Consider the following 22873-nt stretch of genomic DNA (forward strand, 5'->3'; position numbering starts at 1 on the left):
ACCAAACTCGCCAACCCACCATGCGTAGCCGCCACACCCTTCGGCCGCCCCGTCGAACCCGACGTATAGATGACGTACGCCAAACCATCGGCCTGGAAAGCGACTTCGGGTGGGGTGACCGGCGCCGCCGCCAGTTCACGTGCCACCCGCGTGTCATCCAGGTTCACCACCTGTACTGCCGGCACTGACAGTTCGGCTGCCATGCCACCGCGTCCGACAACGACCCCGGCACCGCTGTCGGCGAGCATGAACTCCAGCCGCTCCGCCGGATACTCCGGGTCCAACGGCACATACGCCGCCCCCGCCCGCCACACACCCACAACCGCCGCCACCATCTCCACACCCCGCGGCAGACACAACCCCACCACCGACTCCGCACCCACACCCCGCACCCTCAACAACGCGGCAAACCGGCAAGCCCACGCATCCAACTCCCCATACGACAACTCCACCCCCTCACACACCACCGCCACCGCACCCGGATCAGCAACCGCCCACTCCGCAATACGGTCAGGAACCAACCCCTCCACCCGACCGGCACTCACACCCGCCGCATTCCATTCCTCCACCACCAAAGCCCGCTCACCCGGACTCAGCACATCCACCGCACTCACGCGGATGTCCGGAGCCCCCACCACCGCCTCGACCACCCGCACCAACCACTCCGCGAACCGCTCAGCCGCCCCCACCCCGAACACATCAGCAGCCACGACAATCCGGCCGGTCAGGCCGGCCGGGGCACCGTCCGCGTCGAAAGCCTCGGTGAGCATCGCGTCCAGGTCGAACTTCGTGCTTCTCGAGCCCGACAGCTGCTGAGTAGTGACCCCTTCGACTTCGATGCCGTGCAGGTCGACCACCGCCTGCGCGTTGTTCTGCAACGTCAACATCACCTGGAACAACGGATGCCGCGCCAGCGAGCGAGCCGGCGCCAGTTCCTCCACCAGCCGCTCGAACGGCACATCCTGATGCGTGAACCCGGCCAGACTCGTCTCCCGGACCCGCTCCAACACCTCCCCGAACGTCGGATCCCCCGACAGATCCGTCCGCACCACCAGCGTGTTCACGAAGAACCCGACCAGATCATCCAGCGCCTCGTCCGTACGGCCCGCGACCGCCGAACCGATCGGGATGTCCGTGCCCGCGCCCAACCGCGACAACGTCACCGCCAACGCCGCCTGGAGCACCATGAACACCGTCACACCACGCTCACGGGCCACCTCACGCAACCGCGCATGCACCCCAGCCGGCACCTCCAGCCCCACCGCATGCCCCTCATGCGAAGCAACCGCCGGACGCGACCGGTCATACGGCAACGCCAACTCCTCCGGCACCCCCGCCAACGCCTCACGCCAAAACCCCACCTGACGCGACAGCACACTCTCCGGATCATCCTCGGACCCGAACATCTCCCGCTGCCACAACACATAGTCCGCGTACTGCACCGGCAACGACGCCCACCCCGGCACCCGACCCTCACACCGCGCCCCATACGCCACCGACACATCCCGCGCCAACGGCCCCATCGACCAACCATCACCCGCGATGTGATGCACCACCACCGACAACACATGCTCACCCGGACCCACCGAGAACAACCGTGCCCGCAAGGGGATCTCCGCACTCAGATCGAAGACATGACGCACTGCCTCCGCCACGACGCCGTCCACTTCCTCCGCGCTCACCTCAGTGACCGTCAACGAGAACCCGGTCTCCTCGACCGGCAGAATCCGCTGATACGGCTCACCGTCCGCAACCGCGAACACCGTCCGCAGCACCTCATGACGCTCCAGCACATCCCGTAGCGCACCCTCAAGCGCCACCCGATCCAGTGCCCCGGTCAGCCTCACCGCGATCGGAATGTTGTACGTCGCGCTCGGCCCTTCCAGCTGCGTCAAGAACCACAGCCGGCGCTGCGCATACGACAACGGGATCATCGGGATTCCTCCTGTTTACGCATAACCGCGGCGGGGATCATGCTCCCCATGTGAGGTGTCGCATCCTGAGGGGCATGCCTTCGCAGCCTCCGCAATAGCGGCGGCTCGATAATCAACTGCCGGTTTCGTCAGGGGCCGCAGCTGTTCCTTACAAGACGTGTCCGCGGGCAGCCTTGGGCCGAGCCAGTTCACTATGTGGCCAGGCCGCATGTCTGATCAATCCCGGCGATTGAATCCACTGGCCGTTCAACTGCGCCCCGACCGCACTTGAACAGGCGCGGCCGGCCTTCCGGGAGGGCATTACCCGTCTGTGGGCAACGCTCCGTGATGGCCTGAATGCGGAACAACTGGCTCCGAATAAACCCGCCTGCCGCTGCGGAGAAGTGAATGTAGGGTGGATCCCGGAGAGCGTCCGGCAATCGCCGTACGGTCGTCTGACGGCCGCCCAGCAGCCGTGAACGTCCGTACGGACACCGCGCCAGAGTCACCCACCGCTTCAAGTTCTCGCAAAAGTACGTGGCACGATCCGGCCCATGCACGGCACGACCCACGAACAGCAGATCCGAGATACTGATTAATCTGGGGGTTGATCTTGACGCAATCCGGAAGTGAAAGGGTCATGTCTTCGCCGGAGCATGACTCCAGGACTGCGGACCGCCGGATCACGACCGTACCCACCGCACTACTACTGCCGGGGGACTCGCCTCGTTCCGAAGGCGTGAACGCCCAGCACATCGCCCGGCTGGCCGAAATCGAAGGGCCTTTGCCCGCTGTGCTGGTGCACCGACCTACGATGCGGGTCATCGACGGAATGCACCGCTATCTGGCGGCTCTTTCGAACGGCCAGAAGACGATCGAAGTCGAATTCTTCGACGGAACACCCGAAGAGGCGTATCTCCGGGCCGTGCAGGCGAACTCGGTCCACGGGCTCCCGCTCTCACCCGCCGAGCGCAAAGCCGCGGCCGCCAGGATCATCGCGTCCCTGCCCCACATGTCCGACCGCGCGATCGCCAAGGCGGCGGGGCTGGGCGCCAAGGTCGTGGCCACCATCCGCCGTCGGATGGACGAGGCACCCCAACTCAACGCCCGTGTGGGCCAGGACGGCAAGGTCCGTCCGCTCAACAGCTCCGAGGCTCGGCACCGGGTCGCCGAGCTGCTGGCCGAACGTCCCGATGCCTCCCTGCGTGAACTGGCGCGGCTCGCCTGCGTCTCACCGGCCACCGTCAGCGACGTCCGCAGACGTCTCGCTTCCGGCGAGCCGCCCGCTCCGGAGCGCTCCGGGACCAGGAGCCAGGCGGACAAGGGCCCGGACACCGGCCGACCCGCCGCCGTACATCCCCAGCCGGCCGGTCGGAAGCCGCACCGCAGGATGCGTCTGGTGGCACAGGATCCGGGGGTGGTGCTCGACAAGCTGTCGCGCGACCCGTCGCTGCGTCACCGGGAGGAAGGGCGGCAGCTGTTGCGTCTGCTCCAGCAGCACGCCATCGCCACCCAGGAGTGGCCCGCGCTGAGCACCGCTCTGTCAGCCCATTCCAGGGAAACGGTGGCGAGCCTCGCCCGGGAGTACGCCAAGACGTGGCTCGGTTTTGCGCAGGAACTGGACGAGCGCCTCCAGGCCGGGTTTCTCGCCAGCGGGTGAGGGCCGCCGGGCCCTGCTGCCGCTGTCACGGTAATCGGTGCGGAACCGGACTTGGCCGGAACAGGAAGCCACCCCACCCCTGCAGGGCGTCCGTCACCGGCCGCCAGTTGCCGTCCTGCCAGCCGTGCATCGTGTACGACAGGGACACGGTGAGGCTGCGGACGGCTTCGGCCGTCCGTCGCCGGTCGGGTTGTCGGCGCCCCCACCGCAGCAGCAGGGCGGGGCGGTCGCGCAGCAGCGTGGCGAACGCCCCGAGCAGGACGTCGAGTTCGTCCTCGCCGAACTGGATCCGGATGAAGTCGACCCGTGTCAGGTCCTCCCGCCGGCAGAGATCGTCCACCGTGGCCGCCCTGCGCGGGCGGCCCGGGTGGCTCGGCACGAGACGGTGCACTCGCCCCTCCGGACCCGCCAGGCTTCTCAGCGCCGCGGTACACCGCGGGCAGCCGGCCCCGACGTCCAGGCAGACGGCGCCGGGTGACACCAACTGGTCCAGTCCCGCCGCTTCCGGATGGGGGACCGGCCTGTGCGGCCGGTCCTGGGCCACCGGGGAGGCGGATCCGGGTTCCTGGGAGGGCCGGTGCCCGGGCAGCGCGAGGGCGGGACCGCGCGGGCCATCCGCTGTGTGGAGCACGGATGCCTCGGTCTGTGGCCCGTCGACGCTCCCGCGCCCCGACCCTCCGTGGTGTGCCACTGCGCATCAGTCCTTCCGGGTCGTGTCACCGCGCTGCCGCCGTTGCCGGGCGGAAGGCCCTTTGACGGTATGAGGCTAGGTTCCTCACCCGCCGGACCGCGTCCCCCATGGTGACGACCCCGTGTCCTCTGCGGAGCCACGTTCTTCCGTCCGTGACCGCCGGAGGGGCTACTCCCCTGGGTGTGTCATCCTCAGGGCGTACTCCTCCGGGCGGGGCCCTCCGTGCCGGTCACCGGGCGGCCAGCCTGTGCTGGTCCACCACCTGGTCCACCACCTGGTACAGATCCTGGAGGCCGTCGCCTCCGGGAGCGTCGGGGCCGCCGTGCCGGACGAGTTCGATGAGCAGCGTGCCGCCCAAGTGTGGTGAGCGGCCTACGAGATGCAGTCGGCCGCGGTGTCCGGAGGGCTCCTCCCTCAGTACCGGAGCGCGGAACTCGACGCCCTTGTCGAGGAGTTCGCGGGCCGTGTGGGCGATGTCGTCCACACGGAAGGTGAGTCGCTGCTCCGTGCGGTCCGTGGGGGTGGTCGGGTGCGGCGCCGCCCCGTGTCGGAAGTCGTTGTCGGGTTCTCCGGCCACGAGGGTGAGTGTCATGCCGTCCTGGAGTCCCGCGAGTTCCACGGCGCGGGTCGTCCGGTCCGGTGCGCTGCGTTGCGACCGGCGCGGGGTGAGTCCGAAACCTTCCTGGTACAGGCGGACGCACTCCTGCAGGCTCGTTGCCCCGACACCGGCCGTCACGCCTTCGAGCTGCCGGGCCGGTGCCGCGCGGCCGGAGCTCCGCGCCAGTGGCGCCCAGCGGTGACCGGCCGGCCAACCCCTCCGGGTGTGCTCGGCGGGCAGCAGGGTGTGGGTCACGCCGCCGGCCCCCGAGAGGATCGGGTTGCCGCGTACGGAGCCGACGTCACGGGCGCCGGCCCGCTGTGCCCGCTCCGCCGTCGCGGTGACGTCCGCGCAGAGCAGTGCGATGTCGGCGATGCCGTCGCCGTGTGCGTCCAGGAACTTCCAGGTGGCGGGTCCCGAGGTGACGACGAGGTGGGTCGTGCCCTGCCGCAGCAGCAGGGAGCTGCGGTCGGAGGCGACGGAGTCTGCCACGCAGGCGAATCCCAGGGCCGAGACGAGGTGCTGGGCGGTCCGCTGTTTGTCCTTGGCGTACAACTCGACGTACGCGATGCCGTGCCCTGCCATAGGTGTTCCTTCCTGCGCTGCCGCGTGGTCAGTACTTGTCGAGGAACTCGATCAGGGCCGAGTTGACCTCGTCGGGGCGTTCCAGGTAGCCGAGGTGGCCGCAGTCCTGGATCTCCACGAGGTCGCAGCCGGGGATGGCGTCGGCCACCTCGGCGACGAGGTGGGGCGGGCAGACGAGGTCGTGGCTGAAGGCGATGGCCCGGCACGGCACGGTGATACCGCGCAGTGTTTCGCGTCGGTCGCCGAGGCTGTCGACGGCGGCGGCCTGGCCTGCGGAGGAGTTGCCGCCCCCGGTGACTTCGAAGAGTTCGAGCATGGTGGTGACAGCGGTGTCGTCGTTGAGGGTCGCCGGGGAGAACATCTCCGTGACCGTCTTCACGGCGTTGTAGCCGGCCGGCAGCCGTACGCCGCTCTCCCGCAGCGCGCGGTCGGCGGCGCTCTGGGCGCGCCGGAGGGCGTCCGAGCGGGCTCGGGACGCGATCAGGACCACCGAGCGGACCAGTTCGGGTGCGGCGAGGGCGAGTTCCTGGGCGATCATGGAGCCGAGCGAGGTTCCCACGATGTGGCAGGGCCCGAGTCCCAGCTGCTGGATGAGTCCGCGGGTGTCGGCCACCAGTTCGGTGAGGCGGTAGTCGCCCTCCGGGGCGTCCGACGGTGCGATGCCCCGGTTGTCGAAGGTGACGGTCTCGTATCCGGCGCGGTTCAGCGCCGGTGTCTGATGCATCGTCCATACTCGGCCCGACGCGGAAGAGCCCATGATCAGCAGGACCGGTGTGCCGCTGCCGGACCTCTGATAGGAGAGCCTCACACCGTTGGTGTTCACGAATGGCATGTCGAGCCCGTTCTCGAGAGGGGCAACGTCGGCTCACGATCGCATCGCACCTGAGCGGCGATCAAGCGTTGCCGGGTGGGCGGGCGTGCACGCCGGGCGAGGCCGTCAGGCACCGCGCCAGACGGGAGCGCGTTTCTCCGCGAAGGCCCGTGGGCCCTCGACGGCGTCATGGCTGCGGCGTCGTTTCTCCTCCCACGCGTAGGTCGCCGTGAATGCCTCTTCCAGCGGCATGTCCAGGGACCGCCGCACCGCTTCCTTGAGGGCCCGTACGGAGAGCGGGGCGCTGCGCCGCAGGGCGTCGGTCCAGGCGTCCACGGCGGTGTCCAGGTCCCGGAGCGGGACGACCTCGTTGAGGAGGCCGAACCGCAGGGCCTCGGCGGCGCTCATGCGGCGTCCGGTCAGCAGGTACCCCATCGCCGGCTTCAGGGACATCTGCCGGGCCAGCCGGAAGGCGCCGCCGGCGCCGGGGACCAGTCCGAGCGTGGCCTCCGGCAGCGCGAACACCGCGTGATCGGCGGCGACGACGAGGTCGCAGGCCAGGGCGAGTTCGAACCCACCGCCGAGGGCGTAGCCGTTGACGCGGGCGATCACGGGCTTGGACAGGTCGAACCGGTCGGTCAGCCGGGGCGATCCCGGCTGGCCCCGGCTGCCGAAGCTGGTCGGCGGGGTGCCCTCCCGGTCCAGCCGGGCCCGCTCGCGCAGGTCCTGTCCGACGGTGAAGGAGCGCTCGCCGGCGCCGGTCAGCACCGTGGCCCGGATGTCGTCGTCGGCCTCGACGTCGTCCCAGACCAGCGCCAGTTCCCTGTGCATGCGCTGGTTCATCGCGTTGAGCACCTCGGGCCGGTCGAGGGTGACGCGGGCGATCTGGCCGTCCTTCTCGTACCGTACGCCGGAGCTTCCGCCGCCGATCACGGTGTGCGCCCGGCCGCGGGTGCCGAGGCGGTGGTGAAGCGGCCGACCTTGTCGATCACGTCAGAGCTGTAGAGGCGGATGGCCTGTTGCAGCGCGAACTCGGACATGTAGCGGCGGAAGTCGTCCGGTGACTCCTCCGCCAGGTTCAGCATCCGGCGGTTGGCGAGTACGGCGCTGCCGCGCAGGCGCTCCACGCTGCGTTCCACCGCGAGGTCCAGGTCGGTCCGGTCGTGTACCTCGTCGACGAGGAACCGGGCCTCGGGTTCGGTCGCGAAGATCCGCCTTCCTTCGAGGATCACCTGCCGCGACAGGCGTGGCCCCGCGGAGCGGGTCAGCCGGAAGTTGGCGGCGCCCGGGACGATGCCCTCCTGTGCGGCGGGGAGGCTGACGTAGGCGTCGGCGGCCGCGATGACGTGGTCGAAGACGAGGAGCAGCTGGGCGCCGCCGCCGATCGCGAAGGAGTCGACGACGGCGACCCAGGGTTTGTCGGTGGTCCGTGACCGCCAGCCCGGTTCGTCGGTGAGGATCCCGCGGAGCAGCTTGTGGATGTAGCCCAGTTCGCGGCGGAGCAGGAAGTCGACCAGGGAGATGTCTCCGCTGTGGAGGGCCTTGAGGTTGATGCCCGCGCTGAACACCCGCCGTCCCCGGTACCGGGGGTGGGTCATCTCGCCGCCGCGCAGGAGGCCGACCTCGCTGGCCGGATCGAGCAGGGTGAGGTCGACCGCTGTCTCCATGTCGTCGACCTGGGTGTTGTCCTCGGCGTTCAGGGCGTCGTCGCGGCACATGGTCAGGCGGGCCACCGCGCCGGTGCGTTCGAGGCGGACGGATCCCAGGTCGACGTGGCCCGTGCGGGTGAACTCGGGCAGCAGCGCGGTGGCGCGCGGGGTCGGCCGGAGCATCGCGTCGAGCAGGTGCCCGCCGGCCCGGGGTGAGCGCAGCACCCGGCTGAAGAAGATGCCCTGGTCGATCTCGTGGCCCTCCTTGCGGGCCTGTGGCCTGTCGCGTTCCGTGGCGAGCTGGTCGTCGGTGGGCACCAGGCCGGGGAAGGCGGTCGCGGCGGCCTTCGCCAGTTCGTCGACGCGCAGAGGGCGGGTACGCCGGTCGGTGAGTTCGTCGTAGACCGCGTCGGTGTGCGTGTCCATGAACGCGGCGCGCAGGGTCCGGACGGTGTCGGCGGCCGTTTCGGCGAGGGCCTGTTGCCGCACGGAGCGCTCGCCGTGCGGGGGCAGACCGTCCAGCAGTCCGCGGCAGTGCCGTGCCGCCTGCTTCAGGGTCTCCCTGGCCCGGGGCAGTGGCGCTCGTACGTCGTCCGGATCCGTGTGCGGGGTGGTGGGTTCCGCGTCGACGGTCATCCTTCAGCTCCTGTCGTGGCGCGGCGCAGGGCCCGGTCGCAGGCCGCGAGGTGGACTCCCAGCGCCTCCTCGAAGCTGGTGCCGGCCGCTTCCTGCAGCAGTTGGCGCCGGATGGCCAGTTCGGGGCCCGAGACGGCGCGTGCGCGTTCAGCGGCGAGCAGGAGGGCCTTGGGCACGTCGTCGGTCAGCTCGTCGACCAGGTGCAGGGCCAGGGCGTCGGCCGCGTCGACCGGGGTGCCGTAGAGGACCGCGTGGCGGATGGGAGCCGCGTTCGCGCCGTGGCCGGCGAGCCGGTACAGGGCCATGCCCGGCCAGGTCCCGCCGCCCTCGACCGGGACGACCAGGCGCACCGAGCCGGTGCCGATGCGGTGGTCGGTGGCCAGCAGCACGTCCAGGGCGGGTCCTCCGCAGTCGCCGTCGGCGACGGCGACGGTGGTCGCGGGCAGCCGTTCCAGGCGGCGCAGGACGCGCTCCCACTTGCTCACGAGGGACACCGTCAGGCCACCCGGCCAGGGTCCGCGCGGGACGCCCGAGACCCGTACGACGACGCCGGCCCGTCCGTCGAGGTCCTCGGCGGCATCGCAGACCGCGGATACGGCCGCCACCGTGTCGGGTGACAGGGGCTGTCGTCCGTCGATCCGCAGGGGGATCTCCTCGGACGCGGTGTGTGCCGCGGCCGTCGGTGTGCTCTTCATCGCTTCTCTCACCTGTTCCGTGTTCACCACTGCACCAGTGCGGTCTCGATGGTGGAGCCGGGACCCATCGTCATCAGGACGCCGTAGTCGCCGGCGTGGGCGGCTCCTTCCCGGAGCAGTCGCTCGTAGGAGAACAGGAAGGACCCGCTGGACAGGTTGCCGAAGTCCCGCAGAACGGCGGTGGTGTGCCGTACGTCGTGGCGGGTGAGGCCGAGGTTGACGCGTACGGCGTCGATGACCTTCTTGCCGCCCGAGTGCACGAGCCAGTGGGCGATGTCGCCGCGGCGCAGGCCGGCGTCCGTGAGCAGCCGGTCGACCACCTGCTCGGAGTTGGCGCCGACGACGTAGGGGACGAGCGGGTCGAGGTAGAAGCTGAACTTGCTCTGGTCGTCGTCCCAGTCGTAGCGCATCGCGTCGATGGCGTCGGTGATCAGGTGGCTCGCGAAGGCGAGGACCCGGGGGCCGTCCTGCGCCGGTGGCGTGCCCGCCGGGCCGTAGGCCGCGTCCGGTGGGTCGGCGGTCAGCGCGACGGCCGCGGCGCCGTCCCCGAAGAGGCTGTTGACGACGGCGGTGCGCATGCTGCCGTCGATGACGTAGGCGGCGGAGCAGGCTTCCGCGCACAGCATCACGGCGACCTTGCCCGGGTTGGCCGTGACCCAGCCGGCGGTGGCGTTGAGAGCGTTGAGACCCGCGTTGCAGCCCATGCCGACGACGTCGACACGGCTGGTGCGGGGCAGGAGGCCCATCTCCTTGATGAGGTGGGCGCTGAGGCCGGGGGTCAGGAATCCGGTGGTGGTGGTGCAGCAGAGGTAGTCGATGTCGGCGAGGTCGAGGCCGGCGTTCTCCAGGCATGCGCGTACGGCTCGGGCGCCCATGTCGAGGGCGGTGCGTTTGTGCTTGGCGAGGAGTTCGCCCTGGGCCTCGGGGAGGACGGCGCCGTCGGTGTCCCTGGGCGGGAGGGTGAGGTGGCGGCGTTCGATGGCGCTGTTGAGGAAGACCGAGCGCACCCTGGAGTCGGTGATGGCGAAGAGGTCGAGGACCTCCCGCTGGGAGTACGAACGGTCGGTGACGGCGGTGCCGACACTCATGATCCGGGGGCTGCCGAGGCCCTTGGCCGGCGTGGTGACGGAGGCTTCGAGGAGGGCGGTGCCGTGGAGATCTGCGTCGGCGGTCATCGGAAGGTCCACCCCCACATACGTGGCTTGCTGCGGATGAGACGTCGTGCTGTCGACACGGGAAGTCGCTTTCTGTGAGTGACGGGACGGAGCGGAAGTGGTTCAGCGGGCCCGGCCCGCTTCTGCCTCGATGAACCGGGCCAGCCGGGCTGTGCCCTCGGTGATGTCGGCCTGTGTCAGGTAGCTGACGGACAGGCGCAGGCTGTGCTCACCGCCGCCCCGGGGATAGAAGTAGGACATGGGCGTCCAGATCACGCCGTGATCCTGCGCCGAGCGTTCAAGGGCGGCGTCGTCGGCCGGGAAGGGGACGTCCACGGTGAGGAAGAACCCGCCGTCCGGTTCGTTCCAGCGAACGCCCAGCGCGCTGCGCTCGGGTTCGGGGAAGCATTCGTCGAGCCGTTTCAGGATGGCCCGCATCGCCTCGCCGTAGTACGCCGCGGTCTCGGTGTTCAGTTCCGAGACGCGCCCGTCGGCGGCGAGGAGCATGCCCGCCGCGGCTGCCTGGCTCAGGGGCGAGGTGTTCACCGTGACCATGCTCTTGATCTTTATGAGTTCGTCGGCCAGCAGGCCCTGCCCGTCGTCCTCGTCCACGACGATCTGGTCGGCGACGGCGAAGCCGACGCGGGCGCCGGGGAACAGGGTCTTGGAGTACGAGCCCAGGTGGACGACCCGCCGGTCGCGGTCGAGGGACTTCAGGGTCGGCAGCCGGCCGCCGGGGCTCACCAGCCGGTAGGGGCTGTCCTCCAGGATCAGGAAGTCCTCGCGTTGCGCCAGTTCGAGGAGTGCGTGCCGCTCCTGCAGCGACATGGTGGAGCCGGACGGGTTGGAGTGGTCGGGAACGACGTAGAAGGCGCGGGGGCGGCGGCCGCGCGCCTTCTCGGCGGCGACGGCGGCCTCCAGGCCGGCGCTGCGGAAGCCGTCCCGGCCCTCCTCCACCGTGGTCGGCTCGACGCCGAGCAGACGGGCGGCCCCGGTGACGCCGACGTAGCAGGGGCTGGAGACCAGCAGGGCGTCCCGCGGCCCCGCGAGCAGGGCGCGCAGGGTGAGGAAGATCGCCTCCTGGCAGCCCACGGTCACCACCACGGCCTCGGGCCGCACGTCGATGTCCTCGTCCTCGCGCAGTGACCGAGCGACGAGTTCGCGGATCTGTCCGCCGGTCGGTCCGTACTGGAACAGCGCGTCGCGGATCTCGCCCGGCGAGGCGCCGCGCTCCACCAGGTGGTCCAGGTAGCGGCGGATGTGCCGGAAGATCTCCTCGACGTCGAAGAAGCCGTCGTACGGGCGGCCGGGGGCGAACGAGACGGCCCGGGGGTAGCGGTGGGTGATCTCGTTCAGGAAGTTCATCGTGCCGAGGACCGGGTCGCCGACGCTCGCGTGCAGCTCGGCCCTCCGGAGGGTGGCGGGTGCCATGTCTACCAGCGCCATTCCTGCTGGCCGTAGAGGTGACCGGCCTTGATGCCGCGGTCCGCGCACCAGGTCAGGAACTCCTCGATCTGCTTGATCTGGTACGTGTCGGGGGTGTACGTCGTCGCCATGACGTGGCCGAGCCAGGGCTCCTCGCCCATGGCGTACACGTACGCCTCCTTGGCGCCCAGTTCGGTCATGATCGCGGCGGCCTGCTCGGCGTTGGAACCCGACAGCTTGCGGGAGTTGCTCATCTTCTTGGTGATCGGGATGGTGAGCAGGCCCCGGTAGAGCCAGGTGAGCGGGGCGCCGTCGCATTCCATGCCGAGGAACGCGTAGTCGGCGGTGCCCAGGTCCTGCTTGATGTAGCGGTACAGGGAGGGCTCGATGCCGGAGGAGTCCGCGCCGGCGAAGACGTTCTTGTCGGCCAGTCGCACCCAGTACGTGGACTTGGCGCGGATGTCGAGGTCGCAGTGCTCTCCGAGGAACGGTGTGGCGGTGACCTTGCCGCCGGGGAACTCGACCTCGTCGAAGTCGTCGACCTCGATCACGGGGAAGCCCTGGTTCTTGAGCATCAGCGCCATGTTCGGGTCGGCCAGGTTGCCGCGTGAGGAGCGCGGCACCACGATCGCGCCGACCCGGCCGCGCAGCTGCAGCAGGGTCTCCAGCACGATGTGGTCCTGGTGCCCGTGGGTGATCAGCACGAGGTCGATGAAGTCGGGCAGGTCGTCGAGGGTGTAGCGGTCGCCGGCGGTGCTGTCGGCGCTGATGAAGGGGTCCGTGACGATGGCCGCCTGCGGGGTCTGCATCACCAGACAGGCGTGGCCGAAGTAGCGGATGCGGCCGCCCGACTCGATGTGGCGGTCCTCGGAGAGGGCGGGCTGCTCGCTGAGCATGTGCGACAGCTGTCCGGCCTGGGCGTCGTCGAGGCCGAGGGCCTCCCGGAGGTGGCCGAGCGTGGTGGGCCGCACCCGGGTCCGGAACAGTTCCGCCAGGCCCTCGTGGCGGAAGGGGATGTCGATCTCCAGGACGTCCGGGGAGGGCAGTCGCGGGGTGCTCAGGACGAAGGGGCGCTCGATACCGGTCTCGAAGGACAGCTGCACCGACTGGCGCGCCTCCTGGTAGATCTCGCTCTTGTAGACGACCGGCTCCATGAAGCGCAGCTGCGCCTGGTTGTCGGTGTCGTAGGCGAGCTCGATCAGACCGCCGAGCTCCGGCGGCATCTTCGGGTACAGCGGGGTGAGGTCGAAGCCGGTGGCGTTGGCGCGCAGCAGTTCCTGACCGGCGACGATCGCGTCGGCGAAGCGCAGGATGTGCGCGCGGTCCCGCTTGATCGCGGCGAGCAGGTCGCGGACCTCGTCGGCGCGTTCCTCCGGGATGTTGATGAAGTAGCCGCCGCGGAGGTCGGGGTTCTCGCTGGCCGCCACGTGGACCTGGGGGGACTGCAGATAGGACTCGAGCAGCGGTACCTGGAGGAACGCGAGGTTCATCGCCGACTGCACCGGTGCCGTGGTGTACGGCCACGCGAAGAATCTGTCGATAAGCGGTTCGACGATCACTTTCGAGCGCAGGAACAGCTGCTGATCAGCCATGGGTTTCCCATCTATTGGACTTTTGCACAGGAGGGGCGAGGCAACTGCCGGAACGCGCCCTCAAGCTAGACATGGCAGGGCCGGTCCATCAATGTCCAACAGATTCAACGGCGTTGCGTTCAACTGCTCCCTCGCCGCAGTTGAACGTCCTTGGAGCATTGTTACGGTTGCCCCATTCCCGTGCGCCCTTCCGTCGCCTTCCCCGTGAATTGCCGCCGAATTCTATGCAGAAAGGATCGATCACGTGGTCCTCGACGAACTCGTGGTGGCTCCGGTGACGATCACGCCGACCAAACCGCTCACCCCGACCCATGTCAAAGGCCTGCTGTGGACCGACATACTGGTCAAGGCGAGCGCGTCGGTCGGGCGAGTGCGGCTGCTGTGGAACACCCGCATGGCGACCCTCACGACCCAGTCGACCGCGTTCTGGCACCACTTGGACCGGATCGAGCCGGACACGGACTGGAGCCGCGAGTCAGCGGCCCTGATCGGTGAGCGCTACGTCCGCTTCCACGCCGAGGGTGGAAGGAGCGACCCCCGGGCGGTGGGCGCGTATCTGGACCGGATCGACGAATGCGGGTGGATCCACCCGGCGGGCCGGCGTGTGCTGGATTCGTGGCGTGCCGAGCTGGATCTGCTGGGTGTCGGCGATCTCGGCCTCGGCGAGGACCGGCCGCTGGCCGCGGCGGCGGACACGACGCTCGAGGCGCTGGCGGAGCGGGGGCTGCTGGTCGACCACCGCCGGTTCGGCGGCCCCGTCCACCTGGACGGCACTCGCTGGGGCCTGCCGCTGCGGCAGTTGGTCGGCAGCGACGGGCATCCCAACTACCTGCTGTCCATCCTGCGCGAGCTGATCCCGGCGATCGGTCCCGGCCGGGTGTTCCTGCTCGTCTTCGACGACGGTCTGGCCGCCGACTATCTGCTGCTCGACCGGATGCTGGCCGCGTTCGGCGGCCGTTCGGTCCGGCTCGCGTTCAGCCGGGTGCCCGTCGGCGGAACCGTACGCTCCAGCCGGTTCGGCGGCTGGAGCGGGACCACGCTCTCCGACCTGTCGGCCGTCTCCGGTTCGGCCGACAGGGCCGCCTACCGGCTGGGAATGCGGCTGTACTTCGCGGGGGTGCTGCCCCGGCGCTCGGCGCAGCCGTTCCGCATGCCGTTGCTGCGCCGGTGCGTGGGACGTGCCGCCCGGTTGCTCACGCGTGCCCCGGCCGACGGGGGATCCCTGACGGCGACGCTCTCCCGGTGCGGGGCCCCGAGCGGTTACGTCGATCCCTACCGGCTGACGACGTCACTGCTCGGCCCGGTTCCCGCGGCCCCCGAACTCCTGAGGATCTACACGTGAGCGCGACGCCGGCCGCGGCACCCGCGGGCGGGGAGGCGTTGACGGCCGCGGCGCTGTCCCGGGTGGCGGCAGTCCGTGCGGGGCTGGGCGACGGCCCGGTAGGGAGGGGGCTGGGAGTCGCCGTGGTCGTGGCCGACCTCGACGTCGCGGCGTTCGTCCGCGGTGCCGCGCAGTTCGCCGTCGGGATCCCGGCCGAACTGCGGGACGGGTGGTACCGGACCTTCACCAGAACGGTGTTCCTGGCGGGCCGACCGGCGGCCGTGGCTCTCCGGCACGCGCACGAGCTCGTCACGCCGGACGGGAACCTGGCGTGGTACGGGCCGGCCGCGCGCGGGGCGATGCTGCCCCTGTCCCGGTTGCTGCGCTCCTTCCAGGGCCCCCGGCCGGTCGAGGTACCGGCCGGACCGCTGACCGTGACCGTGCCGGGGCCGCCCACCGGACACACCGCACGGGCGGCGGTCGCGGTCGGGGGCGTCAGCACCGGCGCCTACCTCGTCCATGTCCACCACCTGATCGCGGAGGCCGTGCTGCGCGGACTGGTCGGCCCCGGTGACACTCTCCGGGTCGGCCACCGGCCGTTCCTCGACCCCGCGGAGTTCCACGACGCCCTCGACCCCGCCCGGGCCGGTGCGGTCCAGACCCGGATCGCCGGCAGCGCCTCCGACCCCGACCGACCGGCCCTGTTCGGCGTGCTGACGTCGGACCGCAGCGAAGGAGACCACTGACGTGCAGGCCGAACGAGTGCTCGCGGAGCACCGCCGGTTCCTGAAGTGCCTGGACCACCCCGAGGAAGTGCAACGCGACCTGCTCGGGGACATGCTGGAACGGAACGCGGACACAGCGTTCGGGCGTGAGCACGGGCTGGCCTCGGTCCGCACCCTGGACGAGCTGCGCCGGGCCGTGCCGATCCGCACCCATGAGGCGGTGATGCCCTGGATCGAGCGCGCCATGGACGGCGAGCCGAAGGTACTGACCGCCGACGACCCGGTCGTCTACTTCTCGTCCAGCGGGAGCACGGGCCGGGAGAAGCACATCCCCGTCACCCGCACCTACATGCGGCAGACGTTCCTGCCCTTCTACCACGCGAGTTTCGCGCCGCTGCTGCGGACACTGCCGCAGGCGCAGGCCGTGCCCGGTGGTGTGCTGAACCTCTGGCAGGATCCGTCCTCGCCGATCGCCCGCACCCCGCAGGGCCGGCCGCACATCGGCGCCAGTCAGGTCGACTACCGCAAGTTCGGTGAGGACTCCGCGGTGGGCCTCGGCAACGACGCCCAGTGGAGCCGCATCCCCGACGTACTGGCCGGCGCCGACCCGTGGGAGCGCTCCTACTACAAGCTGCGCCTGGCCGCCGAACAGGACATCCGGGTGGTGATCGGCGTCAATCCCGCGATGGTCGCAGGGCTGCCGTACCAACTGCGGGAGATGTGGCCGCGGTTGGTGGACGACATCCGGGCCGGAACTCTCGGCGGTCACCGGCACTCGGCGCCGGACCCGGAGCGCGCCGAGCAGATCGAGGGGTACGCGAAGACGTTCGGCACGGTCCACCCCTACCATCTGTGGCCGCACCTGGCCGCCGTGTTCGTGTGGAACAGCGGACTCGCGCGGTCGTACCTCCCCCGGGTGCGGGAGACGTACGGGCCGGGGGTGCGGATCTTCCCGGCACCGATCGCGTCGTGCGAGGGACCGGCGGCCGTGCCGGTCGACCGGCATCCCCACGGGGCGCCGCTGTATCTGCCCGGCTGTGTGTACGAGTTCGTCCCCGCCGAGGGGCCGGTCACCGCCAACAGTGAGACGCTGCGGGCCACCGAGGTGGAGGAGGGGCGCGACTACCACCTGGTGCTGAGCCACGTCGGCGGGCTGTACCGGTGCGCCGTCACGGACGTGGTCACGGTGGTCGGTCGGGTGGGCCGCACCCCGCGCATCGAGTACGCCGGGCGTGACGTCGTCCGGTCCGCGGCCGGGGAGAGACTGACCGAGGCCGTCGCGCTCCGCGCTCTGCGGGCCGCGTGCCACGACACCGGCGCGGAGCTGCGCAACGCGGCGTTCCGCCTGTGCCCCGACGGCGGCGGGACCGGCGGGCACTACCAGGTCGCCGTCTCCTTCGCGGGGCCACCGGAACCCGAACTCGCCGCCGCGCTCGACCGGCGGCTGTCGCGGGAGTGTGCCGGCTATGCCGCCGGCCGCGCGTCCGGGCCGATCGGGCCTGTCGAGATGATCACCGTCCACCCGGACGCGTTTCTGCGGGAGTGGGAGCGCGCGGCGCGCTCCGGGCAGCGTCCGCCCCGGATCAAGGACCGTGTCTTCCCGCCCCACGAGGAGACCTGGGCGAGGATCGTCGCCACCGCGCCGGAGGTGGCGGCGTGAAGCGGGAGACCGCAGCGGACCAGGGGGCGGCCGATGTGGTCCCCGGCCGGGGGCAGTACACCGAGGCAGCCCGCAGACAGCGGCTCGAGTGGCTTCGCGCGCACAGCGGTGCCGCGCTCACCTCGCTGGAGAGGACCGGACTGGACCCGTACAACCTGGTCGGCAACGTGGAGAACTTCATCGGTTCGGTCGAGGTCCCGGTGGGCCTGGCGGGGCCTCTGCTGTTCGTCGGGGACTCGGTGCGCGGCGACGTGACGGCCCCTCTGGCGACCACCGAGGGTGCCCTGGTCGCGTCGGCGTCCCGTGGCGCCCGGGCCGTGACCGCGTCCGGCGGGGTGTCGACGAAGGTGCTGTCGCAGCGGATGACGCGGGCGCCCGTGTTCGAGTGCGCCGACATCGCCGCCGCGCACCGCCTCACCGGGTGGCTCCGGGAGCGACGGGTCGCGCTGGAGACACAGGTCGGGCTGGTGTCCCGGCACACCCGCCTGGTGGACGTCGATCCGCACCAGATCGGCCGCTACCTCCATGTGCGGTTCGTCTTCGAGACCGCCGACGCGGCCGGGCAGAACATGACGACGGCGGCGACCTGGCAGATCTGCCGCTGGCTGACCGAGGCGCTCGCCGCCGAGGAGGGGCTGCGGCCCAGGAACATGCTGCTGGAGGGCAATCTCAGCGGTGACAAGAAGGCGACCGTCGGCTCCATGCTGGCCGGTCGCGGAACCCGGGTGACGGCCGAGTGCCGCCTGAGCCGCGGCACGGTGGCCTCGGTCCTCAAGACCACGCCCGAGGCCATGGTCAAGAACCACGTCTCCACGGTTCTCGGCGCTCAGCAGATCGGCATGCCGGGGCACGGCGTCAACGCGGCGAACATCGTCGCGGCTCTGTTCGTCGCCACGGGACAGGACGTGGCCTGTGTCCACGAGTCGGGCGTGTCCATCTTCTCGATGGAGCAGGACGGCGACGACCTGGTCGCCACGATCCTGCTGCCCAACCTGGTCGTGGGGACGGTCGGCGGGGGCACCGGGCTGCCGCACCAGCGTGAGCTGCTCGCCCTGCTCGGCTGCGCGGGCGCGGGCGGCGGCCGACGCTTCGCCGAGATCGTCGCCGGGTTCGCGCTGGCCCTGGATCTGTCGACGATGGCGGCGCTGGTCAGCGGCCAGTTCGCCCAGGCGCACCAGCGGCTGGGGCGGGCCCGGCGGGTGGACTGGCTGCAGGACGGTGATCTCGACGCGGCCCTGCTGCAGCCGATGCTGACGCGTGGGCTCGACGACCCCGGACTGCACGTCACCCGGGTGGAGTCGGCGCCGCCCCTGCGCGGCGACGGGATCGCCGGCGAACTCGGTGCGCTCGCCGAACGGCGCAGACTGAGCGGGCTGCACCCGCTGCGGGTCGAGTGGACATCCGGCGGCGGGACCCCCACCGCGGTCGACCTCGTCGCCAAGGTCAAGCCCCGAGGGGAGGAGATCGTCGCCGGGATCGCGATGGTGCTGTCCTTGTGCGGCCCGGATCCGGCGCGGGAGTGGGAGCGTTGGAGCGCGGTCACCGGGTTCTCCGACGCGCACCGCCGTGAACTGGCGGTGTACCGGCGCACGGAGAGCGCGCTGACGGAACTCCTCCCGCGCTGTTACGGGATCCTGGAGGACGACGAGCGCGAGGCGTACGTCGTCCTCATGGAGCGGTTGTCCGACGACGGCGAGCCGTGGACGCGGGACCGGATCGACGGCGTGCTGCGGGGCGTCGGCCGGGTCCACGGGCACTGGCTCGGCCGGGACGAGGAACTGCTCGCCGAGGGCTGGCTGCGGCGGGTGCCGGAGCCTGCGGACCTGGCCAAGGCGCACGAGCTGTGGGGGGCGCTGGTCCGGCACGCCGCGCAGGAGCAGCCCGAGCTGCTGGGCCCTGTCCGGACGGACGTGCTGACCGGGCTCGTGGAGGATGCCGGGCAGTGGGCGCCGGCCCTGCACGCCCTCCCCCGGACGCTGGTCCACAACGACCTCAACCCGCGCAACATCGCGGTGCGGGGAGAGCGGGTCGTCGTGTACGACTGGGAACTCGCCACGGTCGACGTGCCGCAGCGCGACGTGGTGGAGCTGCTCGCCTCCACCCTCGGTCCCGACGCCACGGAGGACGACGTCGGGCACGCCCTCGCCGTGCACGCACGAGCTGTGGCCGCCGTGTCGCCGGAGGCGGCTGCGCTGGTGGCCGGGTGCGACTGGCGCCGTGGCTACCGGCTGGCCCTGCGCACGTTCCTGACGACCCGGCTGGCGCTGTACCTCGCCGGGCACAGCCAGCGGGAGTTCGGCTTCCTGCCCCGCGTCGTGGAGACCGCGTTCCGGCTGTGGCACCTCGAAGAGGCCCGGGAGGAGGACTGAGATGCGGGCCGCTGTCGTGGGGATCGACGGCACGGGCAAGACCACGGTGCTGCGCCGGATGCGCGAGCGGGGTGACATCGCGGTCGTGCACGCCATACGGGCCCACGACGAGCCGGACAGTCCGTACGCCGAGCTGTCCAGGGCGCTGGCCGGGGCGTCGGCCGTGGCGGACGCGCTGGGCCGGGTCCAGTTGAAGCTGGCCGTGCTGTATCTGCAGCTCTGCCTGTACGGCCCGACGGAGCGGCAGGCTCTACGTGAGGGCCGGATCCTGGTCTCCGACCGGCATCCGCTGATCGATCCGCTGGCGTATCTGCCGATGTTCGCCCGCGCCGAACGGGAGGACGCTCCCGGCACGGACATCGAGGCCTGGTGGTGCGGGCAGGAACCACAGGACGCGCGCGCGGTACGCGACTGGCTCGTCGCCCGTACGGGCAGCGCCGACCCGTGGCCGCTGGGCACCGACCTCCTGTACCGGGCGACGAGGCCGCCGCAGGACGTGCTCGACCATTTGAGCCGCTCGTTGGGTGTGACGCTGCCGAACGCCGTGGTGCTGCTCGACCTGCCCGTCGAGGACGCCCTGGCACGGACCAGGGACCGGGAGAGCGGGGGCGAGTTGCACGAGACGGCGGATCTGCTGTCGCTGGTCCGGCAGCACTACGAGACCGCTCTGGCCTGGCTGTCGCGAACCCGTCCCGAGATCTCCGTCCACCGTGTCGACTGCCGCGGCCGCACCGCGGCCGAGGTGACCGATGCGGTTCGCGCCGCGATCACCCCGGAGGGAAGGGGCGGAGTGCGGCGCCGACCATGAACCTCAGTAAGGGTAGGCTTACCTCGCTCTAGGTAGGCTGTGCGGACCGAACAACCGACGCACACACCCCGGGAGCCCGCCTTGCCGCACACGACCGAGACCGTCGCCGCGCGCGAGGAGGGCTGGGCCGAGCTGGGATCGGCCGCCGAGTTGCGTGAGCTGCTGGGCGAGCCCTGGCCCGTGGTGATCGAGAAGGTGCACGACCGGCTCACCGACCAGGACCGGGACATCATCGCCCGCTCCCCGTTCTGCCTGCTGGCCACCTCCGACGCGCGGGGCAACTGCGATGCCTCCCCGCGCGGGGACGCCCCCGGCTTCACGCACGTCGTGGACTCCGGCACGCTCGCCCTCCCCGACCGGCCGGGGAACCGGCGCGGCGACAGCCTCCACAACATCCTGGACAACCCGCACGCCGGGCTGCTGTATCTGATACCCGGCGGCAAGGAGGTCCTGCGGGTCAACGGCAGGGCCCGGATCCTCACGGACGCCCCGTTCTTCGACGCCATGACGGCGCAGGACGGCAAGCGCCCCGCCCTCGCCCTCGTGCTCGAGATCGACGAGATCTATCTGCACTGCCCGCAGTCGCTGCGCCGCTCGGGGGTGTGGAATCCGGCCACGTGGCAGACGGGCTGAGATCACGATTCCGGCACCCCCCTCCCGACCTGCACTTAGGTTAGGCTAACCTTCGCCGCGTGAGATCTGGTGAAGAAACGGCCGGCGGACAGCGTCTGCGCGGGCATCAACTTTCGGCCACGGGCGTGACCGTGTCGTACGACGGCGTGGACGTCGTGCACGACGCGGCGATCGCGCTGCGGCCCGGTGAGGTGACCGTCCTGGTCGGCCCCAACGGCAGCGGGAAGTCGACGCTGCTGCGGACGATCGCCCGGCTGCAGCGGGCCCGCGAGGCCGCGCTCAGGATCGATGACGCGACCGACGGCCTGGCTCTGACCGCCCGGGAGTTCGCGCGGTACGTGGCCCTGCTGACCCAGGGCCGGCCCACGCCCAGCGGGCTGACCGTGCGGGACCTCGTCGAGTTCGGCCGCTATCCCTACCGGGGCCGCTTCGGACGCCCCGACCCGGACGCGTCGGCCGCGGTCGAGCGGGCGCTGGCGCTGACCGGGGTCACCGACCTCGCCGAGCGCGGCGCCGACCACCTCTCCGGCGGGCAGTTGCAGCGGGTCTGGCTCGCGAGCTGCCTCGCCCAGGAGACCGGTGTGCTGCTGCTGGACGAGCCGACGACCTATCTCGACCTGCGTTACCAGATCGAACTCCTCGACCTCGTCCGCGACCTGGCGGACGACCACGGGATCGCCGTCGGGGTCGTGCTGCACGACCTCGACCAGGCCGCGGCCATCGCCGACCGGATCACGCTGCTCGAAGCGGGCCGGATCGTCGCCGAGGGCCCGCCCGAGGAGGTCCTGACCCCGGAACGGCTGACCGCCGTCTACGGCATCCGGATCGACGTCGACACAGACCCCCACACCGGCCGACTGCGGACCCGTCCGATCGGCCGGCACCACACCCGTAACACCCGTAGCGAAAGGCTCGGCACCACCTCATGAGACGCATCCTGCTCACCGCGGCCACCACCACCGCCGCGGCGCTCACCCTCGCCGCCTGCGGCACCACCGAGCCGGCCGCCGACAGCTCCTCGAAGAAGACCTCCGAGGCCATCAACCTCACCGACTCCACGGGCGCGAAGGTCAAGCTGGACGGCCCGGCGAAGAAGGTCGTCGCCACCGAGTGGAACGAGGTCGAGAGCCTCATCACCCTCGGCGTCGACCCGGTGGGCGTCGCCGACGTCAAGGGCTACAAGACCTGGGACACCGCCGTCCCGCTGAAGAACGAGCCGAAGGACATCGGCACCCGCGGCGAGCCCAGCATGGACACCGTCGCCTCGCTCTCCCCCGACCTCATCGTGGCCAGCTCCGACCTGCCCGACGCGGCCGTGAAGCAGCTGAAGAAGATCGCCCCGGTGCTGGAGATCAAGTCGGCGGACGCCTCCGACCAGATCGGCCAGATGTTCACCAACCTCGACCTGATCGCCAAGGCGACCGGCACCACCGACAAGGCCGAGGCGGCCCGCAAGAGCTTCGACGCGAAGGTCGCCGAGGGCAAGAAGGCCCTCGCCGACGCCAAGCTGGACGGCTCCGACATCGCCTTCTCCGACGGCTATGTCACCGCCAACCAGGTCTCCCTGCGCCCGTACACCGACGGTTCCCTCATCGGGTCGGTCAACAAGCAGCTCGGTCTGAAGAACGCCTGGAAGGTCAAGGGCGACCCGGCCTACGGCCTCGGCACCACCGACGTCGAGGGCCTCACGGCCCTGCCGAAGGACGTGCAGTTCGCCTACATAGGCAACGACGAGGACAAGTCCAGCAACCCGTTCTCCGGCCAGCTGAAGAAGAACGCCGTGTGGACGTCCCTGCCGTTCGTCAAGGCGGACAAGGTGCACCGGCTGCCCGACGGCATCTGGATGTTCGGCGGCCCCGAGTCGATGGAGGCGTACATCGACGCCCTCGTCGGCGAGCTGACGAAGTAGCAGCCGGCGAAACAGCCGCTCGGACGAAGCAGAAGCACC

Annotated in this window: 19 protein-coding genes; 9 read left to right on the plus strand and 10 right to left on the minus strand. The window is 70.7% G+C overall.

Annotated elements, in window-relative coordinates:
- The coding region (locus tag ACZ6I3_RS15810; protein WP_469415044.1) for a condensation domain-containing protein at window positions 1-1934 on the minus strand (1934 nt) is incomplete at its 3' end.
- A gap of 793 nt (window positions 1935-2727) precedes the next feature.
- On the opposite strand from ACZ6I3_RS15810, the gene ACZ6I3_RS15815 reads away from it, so the two are divergent.
- Window positions 2728-3573 carry a transcriptional regulator gene (locus ACZ6I3_RS15815; protein ID WP_469415046.1) on the plus strand — a complete coding sequence of 282 codons (846 nt, stop codon included), beginning with the start codon at window positions 2728-2730 and terminating at the stop codon, window positions 3571-3573.
- A 25-nt stretch (window positions 3574-3598) separates the two neighbouring features.
- Here ACZ6I3_RS15815 and ACZ6I3_RS15820 read toward each other — a convergent pair whose 3' ends face one another.
- The 9 genes from ACZ6I3_RS15820 to ACZ6I3_RS15860 form a co-directional block, all read right to left on the minus strand.
- Window positions 3599-3964, minus strand: a complete 366-nt coding sequence (locus tag ACZ6I3_RS15820; protein ID WP_469415047.1) for a hypothetical protein — start codon at window positions 3962-3964, stop codon at window positions 3599-3601.
- 529 nt (window positions 3965-4493) lie between these two features.
- Window positions 4494-5447, minus strand: coding sequence for a VOC family protein (locus ACZ6I3_RS15825; RefSeq protein ID WP_469415049.1), 954 nt, complete (start codon window positions 5445-5447; stop codon window positions 4494-4496).
- A gap of 28 nt (window positions 5448-5475) precedes the next feature.
- Window positions 5476-6279 carry an alpha/beta fold hydrolase gene (locus ACZ6I3_RS15830; protein ID WP_469415051.1) on the minus strand — a complete coding sequence of 268 codons (804 nt, stop codon included), beginning with the start codon at window positions 6277-6279 and terminating at the stop codon, window positions 5476-5478.
- 105 nt (window positions 6280-6384) lie between these two features.
- Window positions 6385-7191: an enoyl-CoA-hydratase DpgD gene (gene dpgD, locus ACZ6I3_RS15835; protein WP_469415053.1), complete on the minus strand. Its 807-nt coding sequence runs from the start codon at window positions 7189-7191 to the stop codon at window positions 6385-6387.
- On the minus strand, window positions 7188-8543 hold the full coding sequence (gene dpgC, locus ACZ6I3_RS15840; protein WP_469415054.1) for a (3,5-dihydroxyphenyl)acetyl-CoA 1,2-dioxygenase DpgC: 1356 nt from the start codon (window positions 8541-8543) through the stop codon (window positions 7188-7190). Before dpgC ends, dpgD begins: the two co-directional genes overlap by 4 nt.
- Window positions 8540-9238, minus strand: a complete 699-nt coding sequence (gene dpgB / locus ACZ6I3_RS15845; protein ID WP_469415055.1) for an enoyl-CoA-hydratase DpgB — start codon at window positions 9236-9238, stop codon at window positions 8540-8542. Before dpgB ends, dpgC begins: the two co-directional genes overlap by 4 nt.
- A gap of 23 nt (window positions 9239-9261) precedes the next feature.
- Entirely contained in the window at window positions 9262-10413 is a 1152-nt protein-coding gene (gene dpgA / locus ACZ6I3_RS15850) for a 3,5-dihydroxyphenylacetyl-CoA synthase DpgA (protein WP_469415057.1), read from the minus strand.
- 102 nt (window positions 10414-10515) lie between these two features.
- Complete coding sequence (locus tag ACZ6I3_RS15855) at window positions 10516-11823, minus strand: aminotransferase-like domain-containing protein (RefSeq protein ID WP_469415059.1); 1308 nt, start codon at window positions 11821-11823, stop codon at window positions 10516-10518.
- A gap of 2 nt (window positions 11824-11825) precedes the next feature.
- Complete coding sequence (locus tag ACZ6I3_RS15860; RefSeq protein ID WP_469415060.1) at window positions 11826-13409, minus strand: MBL fold metallo-hydrolase; 1584 nt, start codon at window positions 13407-13409, stop codon at window positions 11826-11828.
- A 244-nt stretch (window positions 13410-13653) separates the two neighbouring features.
- Here ACZ6I3_RS15860 and ACZ6I3_RS15865 point away from each other — a divergent pair, with 244 nt between their 5' ends.
- The 8 genes from ACZ6I3_RS15865 (at window position 13654) to ACZ6I3_RS15900 (ending at window position 22834) form a co-directional block, all read left to right on the plus strand.
- On the plus strand, window positions 13654-14751 hold the full coding sequence (locus ACZ6I3_RS15865; RefSeq protein WP_469415061.1) for a hypothetical protein: 1098 nt from the start codon (window positions 13654-13656) through the stop codon (window positions 14749-14751).
- The gene (locus ACZ6I3_RS15870) at window positions 14748-15476 is read left to right on the plus strand and encodes a DUF6182 family protein (protein ID WP_469415063.1); all 729 of its coding nucleotides are present in this window, start codon (window positions 14748-14750) and stop codon (window positions 15474-15476) included. Before ACZ6I3_RS15865 ends, ACZ6I3_RS15870 begins: the two co-directional genes overlap by 4 nt.
- A gap of 1 nt (window position 15477) precedes the next feature.
- Window positions 15478-17115 carry a GH3 family acyl-acid amido synthetase gene (locus ACZ6I3_RS15875; RefSeq protein ID WP_469415064.1) on the plus strand — a complete coding sequence of 546 codons (1638 nt, stop codon included), beginning with the start codon at window positions 15478-15480 and terminating at the stop codon, window positions 17113-17115.
- A complete protein-coding gene (locus ACZ6I3_RS15880) occupies window positions 17112-19484 on the plus strand; it encodes a hypothetical protein (RefSeq protein WP_469415065.1) in 2373 nt (790 codons plus the stop codon). The genes ACZ6I3_RS15875 and ACZ6I3_RS15880 overlap by 4 nt, the downstream gene beginning before the upstream one ends.
- Before the next feature lies 1 nt (window position 19485).
- Entirely contained in the window at window positions 19486-20292 is an 807-nt protein-coding gene (locus ACZ6I3_RS15885) for a hypothetical protein (protein ID WP_469415066.1), read from the plus strand.
- Between the two features lie 81 nt (window positions 20293-20373).
- The gene (locus ACZ6I3_RS15890; RefSeq protein WP_469415067.1) at window positions 20374-20925 is read left to right on the plus strand and encodes an MSMEG_1061 family FMN-dependent PPOX-type flavoprotein; all 552 of its coding nucleotides are present in this window, start codon (window positions 20374-20376) and stop codon (window positions 20923-20925) included.
- 59 nt (window positions 20926-20984) lie between these two features.
- Complete coding sequence (locus tag ACZ6I3_RS15895) at window positions 20985-21854, plus strand: ABC transporter ATP-binding protein (protein ID WP_469415069.1); 870 nt, start codon at window positions 20985-20987, stop codon at window positions 21852-21854.
- Window positions 21851-22834 (plus strand): ABC transporter substrate-binding protein, encoded by a 984-nt coding sequence (locus tag ACZ6I3_RS15900; RefSeq protein WP_469415070.1) that lies wholly within the window; start codon window positions 21851-21853, stop codon window positions 22832-22834. Before ACZ6I3_RS15895 ends, ACZ6I3_RS15900 begins: the two co-directional genes overlap by 4 nt.
- The last annotated feature ends 39 nt before the right edge of the window (window positions 22835-22873 follow it).

The organism is Streptomyces sp. NPDC041940, assembly GCF_055589465.1.

Coding starts and splice junctions, on each gene's coding strand:
- ACZ6I3_RS15860 (WP_469415060.1), bottom strand. CDS start 13,409: ATGGCTGATCAGCAGCTGTTCCTGCGCTCGAAAGTGATCGTCGAACCG.
- ACZ6I3_RS15885 (WP_469415066.1), top strand. CDS start 19,486: ATGCGGGCCGCTGTCGTGGGGATCGACGGCACGGGCAAGACCACGGTG.
- dpgB (WP_469415055.1), bottom strand. CDS start 9,238: ATGAAGAGCACACCGACGGCCGCGGCACACACCGCGTCCGAGGAGATC.
- ACZ6I3_RS15855 (WP_469415059.1), bottom strand. CDS start 11,823: ATGGCACCCGCCACCCTCCGGAGGGCCGAGCTGCACGCGAGCGTCGGC.
- ACZ6I3_RS15825 (WP_469415049.1), bottom strand. CDS start 5,447: ATGGCAGGGCACGGCATCGCGTACGTCGAGTTGTACGCCAAGGACAAA.
- ACZ6I3_RS15815 (WP_469415046.1), top strand. CDS start 2,728: ATGCGGGTCATCGACGGAATGCACCGCTATCTGGCGGCTCTTTCGAAC.
- ACZ6I3_RS15830 (WP_469415051.1), bottom strand. CDS start 6,279: ATGCCATTCGTGAACACCAACGGTGTGAGGCTCTCCTATCAGAGGTCC.
- dpgC (WP_469415054.1), bottom strand. CDS start 8,543: ATGACCGTCGACGCGGAACCCACCACCCCGCACACGGATCCGGACGAC.
- ACZ6I3_RS15900 (WP_469415070.1), top strand. CDS start 21,851: ATGAGACGCATCCTGCTCACCGCGGCCACCACCACCGCCGCGGCGCTC.
- dpgA (WP_469415057.1), bottom strand. CDS start 10,413: ATGACCGCCGACGCAGATCTCCACGGCACCGCCCTCCTCGAAGCCTCC.